The following is a 17,288-nucleotide window of genomic DNA, read 5'->3' on the forward strand; positions in this document are numbered from 1 at the left end:
CTTCTATTTCAGTTATTTAGTTAAGTTCTGGCGGAGAGGGAGGGACTCCGGTTACCTGACCTGAAAATGGCTGATTTCTGCGACTTCCCAACTGCGATGGAAGTCCTTTTGTACCTGAGCTGTGTACGCGGTCAAACGTTCTTACCTGAGGCCTGCTCATACGGCCAGCGCGTCCGTCGTGGCAACGTATCGTCAAATGTCACCGTGACCCGCACGGCAATCCAGCGCGAGAAGAAGTCGCACAGGTTAGAGGCGAAATAGCGCATGATGTCTCGCCGACCCAAGCCTTCTGGGCGGATATTGAAGTTATCTGGGATGAACCGCCGTGACTGAGAATAGGCATCGATGCCCGCGTCCCTCAGGTCAATCCCCGCCCACTTATTGAGTCTGCCGACGAACTCAGTCCCCTCCGGATCGCGAGGCCGCTCCGCGTCCTCTCTGAGCGCAGTCAGAAGAAGAGCCGAGTCCAATACGTTGGGTCCTACTGCCGCTGCTTCTCGCAGTAGTCGAGCTGAGTGCCGCTCACCAGGCGTACCTGAGCGCCCGCCATTGAACCTTATCTCAGGCATGTACTCGTCGGCAAAGCCCTGCACGATTGTTGCGGTGTTCTTTTGGATCGCTTCGCGACGCCACCATGTTTCGTCCTCAAAGGAGCCCGAGGGGCTGCGCGCTTCCACGTCAAGAAACAGCTCCTGTCGCGGTAGGCCGCCCAGTTGCAGCTCTTCTCGAAACCAACTGAACGCCTCCTCTTTCAGCAAGCGCTCCTCATGACGCGCTTTGTCCAAAGCTGGGGTACGCATTCAATTCCTCCGAAGATGTGTGAAGAAAAAAGCAGGCCAGCGCAGACCCGCGCTGATATCAATTCAAGCCTTCCAGCGCTCGATAAACGCTCCCTCGGCCGATCTTGAGCCGTCGCGCGATCTCAGTGGGGCTCACCCCCTCAGCCTTCATTCGGCGAACCTCTTCGACGGGAACGGACGGCCTCCTGCCCTTATAGACGCCAGCCTCCTTCGCCTTCGCAATGCCTTCCATCTGGCGTTCGCGACGTATCGCTGTCTCGAACTGAGCGAACACCGCCAGCATCTGCAAGAAGGCGATTCCAGCCGGGGTCGAGGTATCGATGGGCTGCTCGGTGGCCCGCAGGTACGCACCGCGCTGTTTGAGGACGCCGACGATCCTCTCCAGGTCAGCAACGGACCTAGCAAGACGATCAATGCGGGTAACAAGCAGGGTGTCGCCCTCTCGAACAAAATCGAGGAGGGTTTCCAGCTCGCGCCGCCCTTCAGTGGTGGTGCCGCTCCGCTGTTCGCTGCGAACGATGTCGCAGCCTGCCGCATATAGCGCCGCCTCCTGTACGGAGCAGTCCTGGTCGTCTGTGCTGACGCGAGCGTATCCGTAAGTCTTGGCGTTCATCAGATCGTCCCAATAGGTTCTAGACCATGGGCATCTATCTGTCCGAAAATTAGAAGTCAACCCTATTGGGACGCAACAGCTGTCCCACAGGGCTGTTCGGCTAGAGTATACCCCAATGGGACTGGCTCCGTTGCAATCCGGTATCGCCCTGTTATCAATGAGGAACAGGGGGAGTTTTCATGACGATTCTAGCGGTGCCATTCACTAGTTTAAGCCTAGTAGCTCATGCTGCCGGTGGCGCAATCGTGCGGGGAACTGGCGGATACATCGCCGGAACCTACGTGGACGCTAGCATCGTTGGTGCCTTCGCCTCGGCAGGTGCGGCTCTGCAATCTATGGGCACTTCCGCAGCTGCACTAGCGACCAATCCCGTCGTACTGGGAACGGTGGTTATCGCAGCGGTTGCCGTGGGCACCTATTGTTACTTTAACGGCATCCCGGCACCCGTGGCAAAAACACTCGTCCACGCCGGTCTGGGAGCCCCAACCAAAAAGGGCCTCATGATCTCCGCGCCCAAGCTGGCGACCGCCTTGGTCCTTCTCGGGGCGGCTGGCTATGTAGCTTATCGCTTCTACAAGAACTTCAAAGACCTGAGGGCAGACGAAGCGACGAACGAAACCTGGGGTCGGGCCGACGAAGCTGCCGCACGCACTGAAGTCGAGAGCAGCTTCGGCACCGATGTCTGGACCCGTGTGGGACAGGCAGTTTGGGCGACAAAGAACGACGTCGCGGAATCCCTAGCGACCATCGCGCAGGAGGCATTGGAACGTGCGGCCCGCTTGGCTGGGACGGTATCCACGGGAGCGACTACTGCCTACGACACCACAGCCAAGCAGTCAGGCCGGTTGACTCAAAGGACCATCGCAGCCCTCAAACACCTCGTCGCCCATCGTCCAAGATTAAGCCGACCGTTCCGAAGATCCAACCGACCTGAATGATGCAGAGCTCGGAAAGTTAGGCCACCCCCACCCCCAAGGGGGGATGCTGGCAAGGGTCGATGCTCGATATCGGCGTTCGAAAATCTGCAGCAAAAAGCAACTGGCCCAGGCCTCTCGCTGGTCGATGGGCCCCTGAGGCGAATGGTCCTCGGAGTAGCCATAGCCACCGAGATCGTTGGCCGGAAACCGGAGACCATCCCATTTTCAATCCTCTGTCTACCAACACCGAAGATTGAAGGAAGGACGAGGACGAATGACACACGGTGCCCGAGAGCCGCGCCCGTTCCCCTTCGGTGTCCTCAAGATTGAGGTGGTCGAAGGCCTCCGGCGAGTCCTGTCGATCATCGTTCCGTTGGCGCTCTTGCGTGCTGGTCGAGTGGCGAGATCACCGCTCTATATAAAGGGGTAATCGCTCGTCGAGCTCAGGCGAACATATACACCGCGTCCAGCACAGACTTGAGATCGAGGTCGCCCTTGCTCGGCAACGGCGGAACCTTGGCCCGGAGCTTCTCATCATTGATCTGGTCGAGAAGCTCGGCGCGGAACTGGGCCAAGGGATCGCCTTCATACATTGCGACGAAAGTCTCCCGAAGAATCCTCGATAGTCGGTCCGTCTCGGAAGCGTGTGTGCCGAAACTATCATGAATAACGGCTAGGTCGACGATGCCAGCTTCGTGCGACGCAACGGTAGTCAGCATCAGGTGCGCTGCGTCCAAGGAGTGGACGAAGTTCGGGGCGATGCCGTTGACCGACTGTGGCCCGTCCATGACCTTTACAGCGCCTAGTTCGGTCCAGGCCGAAAACGTTGGAGGGCTTGCGTCTTCATCAAGCTGGAGCTGGAGACGCTTGCCTCGGAACGTCACCTCAACCTTCCCGGCCTTCGTGTTTGCATAGCGCTGCATCACGGGCAGACCCGCTGGGGTCGTCCACCATAAGGGAAGGTCGACGGCATTCATCACCTTGGCCGCCGCCTTGAGCCAGTCCATCGCGCGCTTCGCGGCGGGGACAGTAGCGCCGATCAAGCTGTAGAGCCGAGGAGCCAGCCAACGAGCGGCGATAAAGTTATCGTCTCCCCCAAGATGCGGCGGCTCACCCTTGGTCTGCAAAGCCTGATCAAGGCGTTGTAGTTCAGCGTTGACCTGATCTGTCATCCCGAACGCCGTCGCGGAATAGACGTATGTCATGCAGGGGCGCTTCACGATCCCGCGAGTGATCCTACCGTTTTTCCATGGGGTCGCCTCGGGATCGTTCGAGGCATCGACCATGGCCTGGGCCTTGGCCGCGACGACGGCGTATATGTCGCCTGGCTGGTCAGCAGGGGTCAGGTTCACATGTGGCGCAGCCTCGGCATCCCGTAGTAGCGCTGTCAGGTGCTGCAGGCCCGAGTTCGACCCATCGATGGCGATGGGCAGGTGCGAAACGAACGCCTCGCCCTGTTCGACATATCCAGCCCACTCGTAGCAAGCCGCAAGCGCCGCCCATGGCTTCTCAGCCGTAGTCCAGAAACGATGGCCATCGAGCGGGTCGTAGGCGCTGTCCAGAATCGCCGATCGATTGCTTTCGACCCACGCAACCCGCTCATCGAAGCTGACTTTGTCGACACCGAACACATTGGCGACGTGGATTGCAAGCCACCTTGCGCCGGACGGCCCCAACGGCTTCCCAACGGCAAACTCAAGGAGTGCCCGACCGATGTCGCCTGCCTGCGGGTGCGGGCCGCCCTGTGGGACGGGATAGACCCGTCCTCTGAAGTCCAGCTCATGGGGGAAGTAGATAGCAGGGAAGTCGGCTAACTTCCGCGCAACCCAGAGCTGCTGCGCTATCGTCAGCCGCTTGCTGCGGGCGGCAGCATTCCGCTCATGAACTTTCGCGCTCTCCAACCCCCACCGCGCCAGCACCTCGGGATTTTCATCCGCCTCAGCAGGACGGTTCGGCACGGACTCCCCATCGCGGGATGGCAGCCCGGCCAAGCTCCCGCCGTCGGCATCCAACTGCGTCACCACGTCGAGCACGCGACGATTGATCCGCCATCGCGTCTCCTGGATCGCGTTCACGGCCCGATAGACCGTGGTCATGTCGATGTTGGCGAGTTCTTCCCGATACGGCCGCGACCGCGAACGAACGAGGCGCGTCCCAATCGGTGGTTGCAGATAGCCGCCGTCAGTCGGTGTGGTCCACGGTCGGGGCGAAACGACCATCGGCATCGGCAGGGGGTCGAGCAATTCACTGCGCTCGTGCTGGCGTTCGAGCCAGTGAGACGCAATCTCCGTAACGCGCAGGTTACGCTCACGCCGAATCGCCTTTCCGACGGTCGTCTGCACCATGATTAACTCGAACAGCCCCGTCGCGACAGCGGCCAGCTCAATCAACTTCAGGCCGAGATTCACCTGCTGCTTCGGTGACCAGCTAAGAGCGACGCCCTCGGCCTCATGGATCGCGGCAATGGCGCGTTGGCGTTTAGCACTGACGATCTTTCGTCCCGCAAGGCTCCGTTGAATGCCCGCCGCGCCCTCCGGATTGACCCGCTCGAACTCGGTCGCTTGGATGTGATCCATAATGGCCCGCGCTACCATTTGGGCGGCTTTTTGAACGCGGTGTTCTTGAATACCCGCTTGCAGCGCGCAACGCAGCGTCAGAAAGGCCAGCGCTCGCGCGTCGGGTTGATACGGTGCGAGAAGTTCGAACGCCACATGGCGCCGTCCGGCCCTCCCCGCCTTTCCTGCATCCAAGAACACCGAAATCGCGTCGGCCGTGGGTTTCAGGGCGCGGCGCAGCATCGCCCGGCCCGGCGGAAGGGAAGCCTCGTCAACGCCCGGCCCGAAGACATCGACCCACGGCGCGTTGCGCTTGCCGCGATAGCTTGCCCGGCCGATGGCACGGGATTCAGCTTCGAGGTCCCGTTGGACCTCCATGAGATCGACTTCGATGTCGGACATGAATCCAGATCAACTTCAGTGGTTCAAGTGGAGGAAAGCGCGCGGACCGCTAGGTAGCCGGAACATCCAACGGCGGGCCCGCAGCCCTGAGCGCCTCATAGAGCTGCCCCGGCCCCAGCAAGATATCCTTGAGGCCCGCACGGACCTTGTCGGACCGGAGGGCCTGCTGGCTCATCTTCTGGTGGGCCTCGAGGGCGTCGATGATGGCATTCAAGAGCTCATTGTCGAGCGTGGGCGATGCTGCGAACTGAGACTTGCTGTTGTTCTGCGCCTGGGTGACGAGCTCCTCAGATTCCAGCAGCTTGCCCCTGATAACCTCGTTCACATAGACAAGCTGGTCGCCGTCGGTGAGGTCACCGTCGAACAGGTCATTCACCCTCTCGATGATCTCCCGGAGCAGGGCCTTCTGCTTCTCCTGAAGCGTTCCCGAGCCTGCCCCATCCACTGGCTTGATGAGCGGTGCTTCGCCCCCGAGCTGCATCTGTTTCTTGCCCTGATTCTTCAGGGCATGGTGGGTCAGAACGAGCTGCGACACATCCACCGTGATCCTCTCGCGCCCAAAATCCAGCAGGCGGACGAGGTACTTGAAGAACAGGAAGCGCTTCTCGATGTCCGTGTTGCCGTAGTCGAACATCTGGCTCAAAAAGGTATAGATGCGGATGTAGGTCTGCGCGTCCGCCTTGAACATGGCGAGTGCGTTCATCTCGTCCGATGCCGCGCTTGCAGCCTTCTCATCCCCGAGTTCGTCGGCGTCGGCCTTGGATTGTTTAGCCGCAGCGAAACGCTTGAGCAGGCGATCCGCCACAGGCCCGACAGCGCCTGCGAGGTCGCCCTGCTTTGACGTGGGGTTCATTGCGACAGTCGCCACCCGGTCCACCTCGAAGCTGTCGTACCAGCCGCCCGCGTCCAGCTTGGCGCGCAGGTCGTAGACGATGTTGGGGTCGGTGACGCCCTCCAGCTCAGCCGTTTCGTAGTACGTCCTGAACGCCTCCAGCACTTCCTCGGAGCTGTTCACGAAGTCGAGAACGTAGGTCGTGTCCTTGCCCGGATGGGCGCGGTTGAGGCGCGACAGGGTCTGCACCGCCTGAACACCAGCCAGCCGCCGGTCCACATACATGCCGCAGAGCAGCGGTTGGTCGAACCCAGTCTGGAACTTGTTGGCGACCAGCAGCAGATGATACTCCTCCGCCTTGAAGGCATCGCGGATGTCGCGGCCCTTCAGGTTCGGGTTCAACTCCTTGCTGGCCTCGCTGAGCGGATCGGGGGCGGATGCCGGGTCGTTCACTTCGCCTGAGAAGGCCACCAGCGTCCCCAACGGATAGCCCTTGCCCCGGATGTACTTGTCTATCGCCAGCTTCCAGCGCACCGCCTCCTTGCGGCTGCCAAGGACGACCATCGCCTTCGCCTTGCCATCCAGCAGCGGCTCGACATTCTCACGGAAGTGCTCGACGACAATCCGGACTTTCTGGGCGATATTGTAGGGATGCAGGCTGACCCACTGCATGATCCCTTTGGTCGCAGCCGAACGCTCGACCTCGGCGTCGTCCCGTTCCTGGCCATTATGCGCCAGCTTGAACGCCAGCTTATACGGCGTGTAATTCTTCAGGACGTCGAGGATGAAGCCTTCCTCGATGGCCTGCCTCATCGAGTAGACGTGGAAAGGCCCGGGAAGCCCGCCGGGCTCCTTCGGACGCCCGAAGAGCTGCAGCGTCTTGGCCTTGGGCGTGGCGGTAAAGGCGACGTAGGTGACGCCGCTATCGCTGGCCCGTGCGGCCATCTGGGCGGCGAGGAGGTCTTCGGTGTCGATCTCGCCACCGTCCTGCAGTTCGGCAATCTCTTCCGGCGACAGCACTTCCTTGAGCTTGGCCGCCGCCTCGCCGGTCTGGGAGCTGTGCGCCTCGTCCGCGATGACGGCGAATCGCTTGCCCTCGGTCGCAGCCTGCTCACGCACGGCCTGTAGAGCGTATGGGAAGGTCTGGATGGTGCAGACGATGATCTTCTTGCCAGCCTTCAATGCCTCGGCAAGCTGGCCGCTCTTGCTCCCGCTGTCGCTCTTGATCGTCTCGACGACGCCCGTGGTGCGCTGAAAATCAAACAAGGCATCCTGAAGCTGCCCATCAATCACCCGCCGGTCGGAAACGACCATGATGGTGGAGAACAGCTTCTGGTCGTTCGCGTCGTGCAGTTCGGACAGGAAGTGCGCCGTCCAGGCGATGGAGTTCGTCTTGCCCGAACCGGCCGAGTGCTGGACAAGATACTTCTCGCCCACGCCCTCTTCCAAAATCTTCGCCTGCAGCTTTCGCGTGACGTCGAGCTGGTGATAGCGCGGGAAGATGATCGAACGGATATTCTTCTTCTCGTCCCGCTGGGTAACGAGATAGCGGCCGAGCAGTTCGAGCCAACTGTCGCGCTGCCATACCTGTTCCCACAGATATGCCGTGGGATGGCCAGAAGCAGGCGTCGGGTTGCCCTTGCCGCCATGGTCGCCCTGATTGAACGGCAGGAAAAAGGTCTGCGGCCCAGCCAGCTTCGTGGTCATCATCACTTCACGGTTGGACACGGCGAAATGGACAAGCGCGCCCGACGGGAAGCTGAGCAGCGGTTCACGGTCCCGCCCCTTCTGCTGTGGCAGGCGGTCGAACTTATACTGGTTCACCGCGTCCCCGACGGACTGGGTGAAGTCGGTCTTCAGCTCCACGGTGGCAACCGGGATGCCGTTCAGGAAGAGGACGAGATCGATGCAGTTCTCGTTGGCGAGGCTGTAGCGCACCTGCCGCACGACGCGCAGGCGATTGGCGCTGTAGCGGGCGACGATGTCAGGATTCATGCCCATGGCGGGCTTGAACTGCGCCAGCGCCATCGTGCCGCGAACGCCAATCGTGTCGATGCCGTTGCGGATGACATCGAGCGTCCCACGGTCATCCAGCGACTTCCGCACACGATCCAGCAGGATGGCTTCCGCCGCGCCGCCATGGAGGGCTGTCAGGCTCTCCCACGCCTTGGGCTGGGTCTCCTGCACCCAAGCCACGAGATCGGCCGGAAACAGGGCGCTCTTACGGTCATATACCTGCGCATCACCAACCTCGTGATGCCAACCATAGGCTGAAAGGTATTCACAGACCTCGTCCTCAAAGCTGCATTCTTTATGAAGACTCATGCGCGAACCTACTCCCGGAACTGAGGGTGACGAGAGCCAACCTCAGACTAACTCACAACATCATTAAGAACAGTGCCGAGCTTGCGAAGCACGTTCTCGTAGGATGCCGTAGATATTCCGCCAACGTCGGGTTCAACTGCTGTGAACAACCAATGTCCGACCGAAACACTCTTGGTCCTCTTGTAGAGACCAACTGTGCGCACCTGACGCGGGTCAAAGGTGCGACTCTCAAAAGGATGAAACTCTTTGAGACGGAGTTCTGTGCGCTGTACGATAACTCCGTCGCGCAGTCTTTGGCCGGGTTTCCAGGAAGATGAAAGTGGGCTGAGCGCCGCGATACACTCATGTTCTGGTGTTCCGAGCCTGAGGAACGTCGGATCAATAAGCCTGTCAAACGGCTCTTTCGTGTTGATCTCACACACAACGTACGCTGAAGAGCCGAATTGAAGATAGAAACCGGGTAGCACCTTGAAGCCCCAGTTGGTGCCCTGCTTTAGACGATGACCGATGTAAGCCTCCGCCTTCTCTCGGGTGGACTGAAGCGCACCCTCATGGTATTTTGCAACCCAAGTCGAGTGCCATGCATTCCGACCGTATGACGGGAACCATACCAATATGGGCGCGCAAGCTTCGAGCCGGTCTTCATTACGGCTGCGTTCACTTGGATGGCCAAACAGATAGATCACTTCACCCACAGTACATTCCTTGGCTATCAGGCAGCGGCGAGTTCGCGGAGATCAGCCGATATCGCTCGTACGTCAATCTTGCCAGTAACCGCTGCCGAAATAAGCGCCGCACGACGCTCGAGTAGCAAGTCAATAGATCGAGCCGCTTCGGCAGAAAGCGCAGCAAAACGATCTTTGAGTTCGGTGACAGCGCGAACGATCGCTGGTTGCTCATCAATCGGGGGAACTGGCAGCACCAGCGAGCCGAGCACCCCAATATTTATCACATCCATCGTCCCGCCTCGACTGAATGCCGAAAGCTGTTCAGATGAAATCCCGGAACGTAGAAGGACGCAGAGATACTCAGGACAGACCCGCGCACCCGATCTAATTCTTATTAGCCGAGGGTTTATAATCCCCCTCTCAATGGAATCCGGAACCAGCGCTATCTTTCCAAACGTACCCACGCAGCTGATAAGGATGTCCAAAGGCTGCACCTCGTACTGGCGAAGCTCCTCGAAACGCTCTTCAGAAATGTAGTAGTCGCCGATGGTGAAGTCGCCGGGAATGACCTGCTCCTGGCCATAGACCCGGTAGCCACTCGACACATACATGTCCTTGGTAATTGCTGAGCCGAACGGACCAGCCTTCACATTGGCCCAGAGGTGAGTAAGTCGCGCAACTTCCCAATGAGCTGGGACTTCGCCGAGCCATTCCACGCCGGAGCCCTTCATGGGCACCGACGGGTCGAGGCCCTTGGTTACCGCGTGGGAGATGACGGCCTGTCGTTTCTCCTTGAGCAGTTCGATGAGCCGCCGCTGCTCCTCCACCAGCGCATCGATCTTGGCCGTCTCGCGGTCGAGGAAGGCGGCGATGGCGGTTTGTTCGGGGAGTGGGGGAAACGGAGCGCGCTCTTCGAAATAGCGACCGCTGTCCAAGTTCTGAATGCCGGACGTCTGATTGATTGAGCCTTGAGTTAGCCTGACAGAATAGGCCGCCGCATGGACATAAGTCCAAAAACGTGAGTGCATTCCGGGCTTCAGTTGAACCCGCGCCACGAAGTTGGAACACACAGCAGGCACATCTTCTGCATATTGAACGACTGCGCCAACTGGTTGCTTTTCCCCGCCCCCAGACTTTTCCAGTAGCAGGTCGCCACATTGCAACTGGCGTCCTTTACGTTCCTTTTCCGTCACCTTTCGCATGGTCGGTGCGTCTATGGACGCTATAAAACGCACACGATCAAAGTCCGCGACACGGACACAGATGATGTCCTCATCAGCTTCCTCTGGTTCTCCGCCCCAGATTCCATTGCGGGCGGACTCAACAGAAGCTTTGATGCGGTCAATACTCCAGTGAGCCGGGACGTGGCCAAGCCATTCAATCCCGCTGTCCCGATAGCTCGGATAAGCCGGAAAGCTCACGCCGCGAGTTCCTCAATCATCGCCTTGATTCGATCGGTCACCTGCTTGAGGTCCGCGTCGATCTCCTCCAGCGGCCGGGGCGGTTCGAAGACATAGAACTGGCGGCTGAAGGGAATCTCATAGCCGACCTTGGTCTTGCTCTCGTCGATCCATGCATCCTCGGCATGGGGCAGGACTTCACGGCGGAAGTAGGCGTTCACATCCTCATCCAACGGGACGTTCTCGGTGTCGCGCAGGGCGCTGTCGGGCGGTGGCTTGCCCTTCGCTTTGCCGCGCTGACTGAGAACCACGTTGCCATTCTCATCCCGCTGAGGACGCTCAACGGTGATCGTGCGGTAACCGAAGGCGCTGTTGGGGAACAGCCGCGAGAGAGGGGCCAGCTTCACCTTGCCGCCCTCGGGTGCGTTCGGCGCCTGCTCGCCATCCCAGACGACTTCGCGCGCCAGTTCCTTGCCGTCCGCGTCCAGCACGGTGGCGACCTTCGCCTCCTCGGCGCGGCCAAAGAGCTGGGTGATCTGGCGGATATGCTGCTCGCCCATTTCCTTGCGCTTGGAACCAAGCGACTTCCGCATCTTCTGCCAGAAGGAGGAACCGTCGATCAGTTGCACCTGCCCCTTGCGGCTGGCGGGCTTCCGGTTCGAAACGATCCAGACATAGGTGGCGATGCCGGTGTTGTAGAACATGTCCGTCGGCAGGGCGATGATCGCCTCCACCAGATCATTCTCCAGCATGTAGCGCCTGATCTCGCTCTCGCCGCTGCCAGCTCCGCCGGTGAACAGCGGGGAACCGTTGAGAACGATGCCGAAGCGACAGCCGCCCTCGGTCGCGGGCCGCATCTTCGAAAGCATGTGCATCAGGAACAGCAGCGAGCCATCCGAGACGCGCGGCAGACCGGGGCCGAAGCGGCCGTTGAAGCCCTGCTGCTCATGCTCCTTGCGGACTTCCTTTTCGACCTTCTTCCATTCGACGCCGAAAGGCGGATTAGCGAGCATATAGTCGAAGGTTTGGCCGTGGTGGCCATCGTTCGACAGCGTGTTGCCGAAGGCGATGTTGGAAACGTCCTGCCCCTTGATGAGCATGTCCGCCTTACAGATGGCGTAGGATTCCGGGTTCAGCTCCTGCCCCGACATCGTCAGCCGCGCGCCGGGGTTGAGCTCCGCCAGATGCTCCTCAGCCACCGAGAGCATGCCGCCGGTCCCTGCGGTGGGATCATAGATCGTCCGCACGACGCCAGGCTTCGACAGGACATCGTCATCCTCGACGAAGAGCAGGTTGACCATCAGCCGGATCACCTCGCGGGGCGTGAAGTGGTCGCCTGCCGTCTCGTTCGCTGCTTCCGCGAACTTGCGGATGAGTTCCTCGAAGACGAGGCCCATCTGGCTGTTGGTCACGGCATTAGGATGCAGGTCGAAGCCAGCGAACTTCTCGGTGACCAAGAACAGCAGCTTGGCGCGGGCCAGCTTGTCGATCTGGTTGTGGAACTCGAACTTCTCGAAGATGTCGCGCACCTCGGGCGAGAAGCCCTGCAGGTAGGACGTCAGGTTCGCCGCGATGTTGTCGGGGTCGCCGAGCAGCTTCTGCAGGTCCATGGGGGACGTGTTGTAGAAGCTGACACCAGCCTTGCGGCGCAGGAACGGCTCCGGGTTCAGGCCCGCCTTCGACCGCAGTTGGTACTCTGCCAGGACGTCCGTCTTGGTCTCCTCCAGGACGCAGTCGAGACGCCGCAGGACCGTGAAGGGCAGGATGACCGAGCCATAGTCGGAGGGCTTGTAATCGCCCCGCAGCAGGTCAGCGACCGACCAGATGAAGGCGGACAGAGCAGTCTGATTCATCGAGATATATTCCCCCTTGGGCTCTTGCTACGCGCCTTCGGATTCCGTTGGCAAGTCGGGTTAGCCATCATTCACGTCGATCCTGGGCAACTTTTCGATCTCTGCCGCGAGTTCATCGAGCGGCCAGGTCCCATAGGACTCGCCTTCGGTCTTGGGCGCATGGCCGGGGATGACTGCCCGCGCCTCCGGGTCCATGCGGGCACCGCGAGCGACCGTCTTGAACCGATGCCTCCAGCCGTGGTTCGGTGCGACATTCTCGTCCGTGATGCCCAGCGAACGCACCCACGCCGCCAGCCGCTCGCCGACCTTCTTGTAGTGGGGATTACCTGCGGAGCCTCCCCGGTGGCCCGAGGGATTGTAAAAGAGCGGACCTGCGGCCGAGCCCTCGACGAACTTCAGGAAGCCCTGATCGATCAGGTGTGAATGGAGTGGGACCATTCGGGCCGTATTATTCTTCACGCTGCCCGCTTCCGGTGTGATGTTCATCGCCCAGACGCCGTCCTGACAAATGATGTCCTGTTTCCTGAGCTGGGTAACCTCGTTCACACGCGCACCAGAATAAGCGCAGAGCCAAGGGACCCACCTGCGGGCCACGGAATGATGATGCGAGAGCCGCCCTTCGGGAGCCTTAACGGTAGCCCGAAGGATCGTCAGGGCCTCTGCGTTGGTGAAACCTGGATCGCGCAGGCGCTGCCGCTTGCCACCCCGAACGGTAACGCCAGGAGTGGGATCGACGTCGACCTTCCGGTTTTCTTTCGCCCATCCGAACACCGCCTTTGCCGCCGCCAGATATGTCTCCCGGACCGTCTTGGCCGAACGCTGCTTGCCGGTTTTCGTCGGTTCAGTAAGCAGCCGGTCTTTCCAGTTGATAATGTCTTCAGGCGTGACCCGTGCGGCATCGTCATGCCCAAGAAAGGCGATGAGGTGCTGGATCATCCGCTTCCAAGCCTTGACGGTCGCCTCGGCAGGGTCGCGCTCGGCAACGTAGCCGTCAAAGAGGCTCGTGATGGTTGGGCCCGACACCGCAGGAACCTTGGCCTCTGGTGCTGCCGGTTCCCAGTTCGGAAGCTTGTCGATCAGCTTATCGGCACCATAATCGCCGCGACAGCGCCTAATCATGAGGTGGCTGAAGGCGATGTAGAGGTCCGCCATGTCCTGCAGGAGGCGATCCGCCGCCGGTGGCGTGATCCGCAGGTCCTCCTTGTCCAGCAGCCACCGCATCTCGTTTTCTAACATCGGCGTTATGCGCCAGGGACCTTCGTAGGGCTCGCTATTGCCCCGAAGAGACTCCTGGTAGGATTGCTCGGTTTCCTTCGGGTAGAGGTCCTCTAGACCCATCTCCCAGCCGAGTTCGTCGCCGGGGCTGTCCTCATGGCGCTGACACATATCGCGATACCACTTGCCAGCCAACGCCCGCGACTGGCGCTGCGTGAGATCGACCGCCGGGCCAGCGTGAGTTGATCGCAACGCCGCGACGCGCTCCTCGACGGCGACAAGCCAGGCGCCGAACTCCGCCCGCGCCTGGCCCTGGGTCAAAGACGCAGGCCAAGTCGGCTTATCTTCTCGTTTCCCGTAGGCCGCTCTCACGTCCTTGGGGATCACTTTGCGGGCCGTCCAGAGCCCTGTCTTTGTCCTAGTTAGCTTCGCCATCCTGAGCGCCATTTGTACGTGCCTTTTGTACCTGAGGCAGCATCAAAAGCCACGGAAATCAGCCGATCCTAGAGAATCCTGGGTTTCTGGAAGGAATGGCGGAGAGGGAGGGAAACGAACATTTTATATAAGTCTCTGTTTTCATTAAGTTATTAAAACTGCCTTTCTACCAGATGCCCCTTCAAATGCCCCCACTCTTCAAGAGTGAACGAGTAAGCTCGCTTCTGCCGGCTAAAACTGAAGGGACTTTTCGGGCTTCAAGCGTCGGGCGTAGCATGCTCGGCACTGCAAACCACACCTATTTCCTGACCCTCATGGATCAAGCGAATTGCGGCTTTTGCAAAGCTCTGGTCTGGAACTCGCCGGGCCGTCGAGGGCAATTCAGCCGATCGGCAGCGCACCCAGTTCCGCCCAGAATTTCCGAACACCTCGGAGGACCATGTCTAGGGGCACTGTCACCGAACCGTATATCGGTTCAGCCGCCTCGGTGGGGCAGAGGAAACGGGCTATGGCGGCAGCGAGGAGCCAAGAGGGAAACCCCTTATTAAGGCGTGACTTTAACGCAACAGCATGCAGATTTATAGTTTCATGTCCGAAACGTCCTATGCCCTACAAAGCACCTCGGTATGACGCCCTCGGTCGCATTTTTCTGCAACCAAACAAGGGGTTACTCGTGAAGAAAATTCTGTTTGCTACGGCAGCTCTGTTGACTGTTTCCGCTCCCGCCTATGCGCAGGAGGGTTCGAATTTTGGCGGTGCTAAGATCGGTGCTGTGATCGGTTATGACAAGGTTCGCCTTGAGGTCGAAGATCTTGGCAATGGCTCGAAGGATGGTTTCCTCTACGGCCTCACTGCCGGTTATGACTTCGATCTCGGCACGGCTGTCATCGGTGTTGAAGGTGAATTCGCTGATGCAACCACGAAGGAAACTGTAGGCGACCTGGCTGTTGATGGCGTTGAAGGCTCGCTCCGCGCCGAGCGCGATCTATACATCGGCGCGCGTCTGGGCTTCCCTGTCAGCCCGAGCGTCATGCTCTATGCCAAGGCTGGCTATACCAACGCAAAGTTCAAGGCTTCGGTCACTGACGGGATCGACACGTTGGCGGGCAGCGACGAACTTGACGGTTACCGCGTTGGCGGCGGTGTTGAGTACACCAACGGCCAGGCATTCGGTCGCATTGAATATCGCTACAGCGATTATGGCAAGTACGAGATCGACGGTGAAGACACCGGCATCCGCGCTTCGCGCCATCAGGTTGCTGTCGTCGGCGGCTGGCGCTTCTGAGCGATTCTCAGGCGTTCACAGTCCGCCTGAGAATATCGCGGGGGGCGGGAGAGCAATCTCCCGCCCCTTTCCCTTACTCTCACCTGTCGGCCAGATTTTCGGACCTCACGCCCCCAGAATTCACGAATTATATTCGCGTCCGTCACCAGCCGAGCGCGGCCGCTACGCTCCAATCCCGGCCGCTGGTGGCCGGATTATTTGCCATCAGACCCAGACACTTCCGGTACAACCGGCCGTGCGCGTTCGACGTGGGCTCCGATGGCAGACGAGCTTAAATGACACTGCTCCTTGTCGCAATGTATTGTAAATTGCAATACGATGTGCCATCTATCCGGTAGAGGTGAAGCATGCCGCAAGCGATCCCACGCAAGGAACATCCGCTCTCTATGAGACTGCCGGATACCGACATTGCCATCATTGATCGTGCTGCGCGACTACGCGGGCGTTCACGAACCGACTTTGTGCGCGAAGCCGCCGTCCGCGCAGCCGAGGATGTGCTGATGGAAACGGTGCCCATTCGCATGAGCGCCGAAGGGTTTGACGCTTTTATGGCTGCCATATCCGGACCCGAGGCCCCTGTTCCCGAAATGGTGGATTTGTTTCGCCGTGCCGCGCCTTGGGAAGCTGATCGTTCTCTGGCCGGAGAATAGGTCTTGCCGATCTCCGGCCCGGAGCCGCTGTCTACCGCGCATGACGTTTCGACTTTCTCTTGTGGCAAGCCTTCTCTCGATCGCTGGCTGCAGACGCGGGCCCTTAGCAACCAGGAAAAGGGGTTTACGGCGGTCATGGTCGTCCACGAGGGTGGCCGTGTCGTCGGCTACTACGGCCTTGCGCCGACCGCGATTGTGCCCGCGCAGCTTCCTCGCTCGATCCGTACCGGCCAGCCGCCAGATCCCGTGCCCTGTCTGCTGTTGGGGCAACTTGCCGCCGACCGGAGCTGGACTGGTAGAGGCGTTGGCACTGGCCTGCTCAAACATGCCCTGCAACGCTGCGTAGCGGCCTCATTGCTGATCGGCGGTCGCGCATTGGTGGTGAATGCCGTGGATGATGAAGCATCAGCATTCTGGCGCAGATGGGGCTTCTTGCCCTCCAAGGATGATCCACTGACCTTATTCCGGTCTATTTCGGATATCGCAGCTTCGATAGGGCACGCCGGTCAGTGAACTGCAAGCCACCCATCACGCGGTAGCCAAAGCGTTCATAAATCTGCCCGGGGGCTACGCGCCAATTCCGGTCGCAGGCTGCACGACCGGACAAGGTAATTGGGATAATTGGCGCCCTCCTTGGGTGTCCCGCGTCGCCGCGTCGTTTCTGACGAGTTAACCAGCCCTTACCCATAGAGATGGTCAAGCACCCGCTTGACTAGGGCCCAGGCACCTTCACGACGAGGGTGCCCTTTTGCCCACACGATCCGGTCGATGGCATCCACATCCAGCCCAGGCGCACTTTGCTGGATAACACGGGCATGATAATCGCTGATTTCGGCTAAATTGCTCATGTTGCTAACCTCCATTCGACCGATTTCGAACCTGAAGGACTCGTCGCCACCCGGCCAAATCTGAACGCTCACCACCATCATATTCCAGACTCCTTCTATCGCCGCGAGGCTCCTGAATTTCATCCTTCGGACGCAATTCACTTCACATCTTCCTGACTTCGATAATAATCGCCTGATGGCCGGTTCCTAGCGGGGCGGAGGCGCGCGCCGAGAGAGAGAACTGGCTTCAGATGCTACATCTCCGGGGTGCTCAGATCTGCTCCAACAGCGCCAACACGAGCCGAAGCGTGTCCGCTCCCGCACGATGCGGGGCGGGTGGCCGCCACGTTGACTCAGCATGGAAGAGCCGCACTCCGTGTTCAGAACATTCCTGCACGCCATCGCGGCCGACGTGGAAGCAGACCTCGACCGGATACGCCTTATGGCGGATCACCAAAGCGGTGCTCGATCCGGAGCGGAGGGGCGGTGCGCGGCGACTGACAGGATGCGA

At 59.9% G+C, this 17,288-nt stretch carries 13 protein-coding genes; 4 read left to right on the forward strand and 9 right to left on the reverse strand.

Annotated features, from left to right (window positions below):
• Positions 1 to 131: 131 nt before the first annotated feature.
• A complete protein-coding gene (locus L858_RS0116025; RefSeq protein WP_022684163.1) occupies positions 132 to 800 on the reverse strand; it encodes a hypothetical protein in 669 nt (222 codons plus the stop codon).
• A gap of 58 nt (positions 801 to 858) precedes the next feature.
• Entirely contained in the window at positions 859 to 1,413 is a 555-nt protein-coding gene (locus tag L858_RS0116030) for a recombinase family protein (RefSeq protein WP_022684164.1), read from the reverse strand.
• A 179-nt stretch (positions 1,414 to 1,592) separates the two neighbouring features.
• On the opposite strand from L858_RS0116030, the gene L858_RS21750 reads away from it, so the two are divergent.
• Positions 1,593 to 2,351 (forward strand): hypothetical protein, encoded by a 759-nt coding sequence (locus tag L858_RS21750; RefSeq protein ID WP_028056217.1) that lies wholly within the window; start codon positions 1,593 to 1,595, stop codon positions 2,349 to 2,351.
• A gap of 422 nt (positions 2,352 to 2,773) precedes the next feature.
• Here the strand turns inward: L858_RS21750 and L858_RS0116045 are convergent, their stop codons facing one another.
• From L858_RS0116045 to L858_RS0116065, 6 genes are read right to left on the reverse strand one after another with little or no spacing between them, the layout of a single operon-like run.
• On the reverse strand, positions 2,774 to 5,287 hold the full coding sequence (locus L858_RS0116045; RefSeq protein ID WP_022684167.1) for a DNA-directed RNA polymerase: 2,514 nt from the start codon (positions 5,285 to 5,287) through the stop codon (positions 2,774 to 2,776).
• Positions 5,288 to 5,336: 49 nt separating this feature from the next.
• On the reverse strand, positions 5,337 to 8,444 hold the full coding sequence (locus L858_RS0116050; protein ID WP_022684168.1) for a type I restriction endonuclease subunit R: 3,108 nt from the start codon (positions 8,442 to 8,444) through the stop codon (positions 5,337 to 5,339).
• A 47-nt stretch (positions 8,445 to 8,491) separates the two neighbouring features.
• Positions 8,492 to 9,139 carry a hypothetical protein gene (locus tag L858_RS21755; RefSeq protein ID WP_152639859.1) on the reverse strand — a complete coding sequence of 216 codons (648 nt, stop codon included), beginning with the start codon at positions 9,137 to 9,139 and terminating at the stop codon, positions 8,492 to 8,494.
• Between the two features lie 17 nt (positions 9,140 to 9,156).
• Positions 9,157 to 10,533: a restriction endonuclease subunit S gene (locus L858_RS0116055; RefSeq protein ID WP_022684169.1), complete on the reverse strand. Its 1,377-nt coding sequence runs from the start codon at positions 10,531 to 10,533 to the stop codon at positions 9,157 to 9,159.
• Entirely contained in the window at positions 10,530 to 12,365 is a 1,836-nt protein-coding gene (locus L858_RS0116060) for a type I restriction-modification system subunit M (protein ID WP_022684170.1), read from the reverse strand. The genes L858_RS0116055 and L858_RS0116060 overlap by 4 nt, the downstream gene beginning before the upstream one ends.
• Before the next feature lie 60 nt (positions 12,366 to 12,425).
• On the reverse strand, positions 12,426 to 14,015 hold the full coding sequence (locus L858_RS0116065; protein WP_238564984.1) for a site-specific integrase: 1,590 nt from the start codon (positions 14,013 to 14,015) through the stop codon (positions 12,426 to 12,428).
• Positions 14,016 to 14,688: 673 nt separating this feature from the next.
• Here L858_RS0116065 and L858_RS20395 point away from each other — a divergent pair.
• The 3 genes from L858_RS20395 (at position 14,689) to L858_RS0116080 (ending at position 16,463) form a co-directional block, all read left to right on the forward strand.
• Positions 14,689 to 15,300 (forward strand): outer membrane protein, encoded by a 612-nt coding sequence (locus tag L858_RS20395; protein ID WP_022684172.1) that lies wholly within the window; start codon positions 14,689 to 14,691, stop codon positions 15,298 to 15,300.
• 347 nt (positions 15,301 to 15,647) lie between these two features.
• Positions 15,648 to 15,950 (forward strand): type II toxin-antitoxin system TacA family antitoxin, encoded by a 303-nt coding sequence (locus L858_RS0116075; RefSeq protein ID WP_022684173.1) that lies wholly within the window; start codon positions 15,648 to 15,650, stop codon positions 15,948 to 15,950.
• Positions 15,951 to 15,953: 3 nt separating this feature from the next.
• Complete coding sequence (locus L858_RS0116080; RefSeq protein WP_022684174.1) at positions 15,954 to 16,463, forward strand: GNAT family N-acetyltransferase; 510 nt, start codon at positions 15,954 to 15,956, stop codon at positions 16,461 to 16,463.
• Between the two features lie 167 nt (positions 16,464 to 16,630).
• Here L858_RS0116080 and L858_RS0116085 read toward each other — a convergent pair whose 3' ends face one another.
• Positions 16,631 to 16,879 carry a hypothetical protein gene (locus tag L858_RS0116085; protein ID WP_028056219.1) on the reverse strand — a complete coding sequence of 83 codons (249 nt, stop codon included), beginning with the start codon at positions 16,877 to 16,879 and terminating at the stop codon, positions 16,631 to 16,633.
• Positions 16,880 to 17,288: the final 409 nt, after the last annotated feature.

This window comes from Sphingobium bisphenolivorans (genome assembly GCF_000412635.1).
GTDB classification, from domain to species: domain Bacteria; phylum Pseudomonadota; class Alphaproteobacteria; order Sphingomonadales; family Sphingomonadaceae; genus Sphingobium; species Sphingobium bisphenolivorans.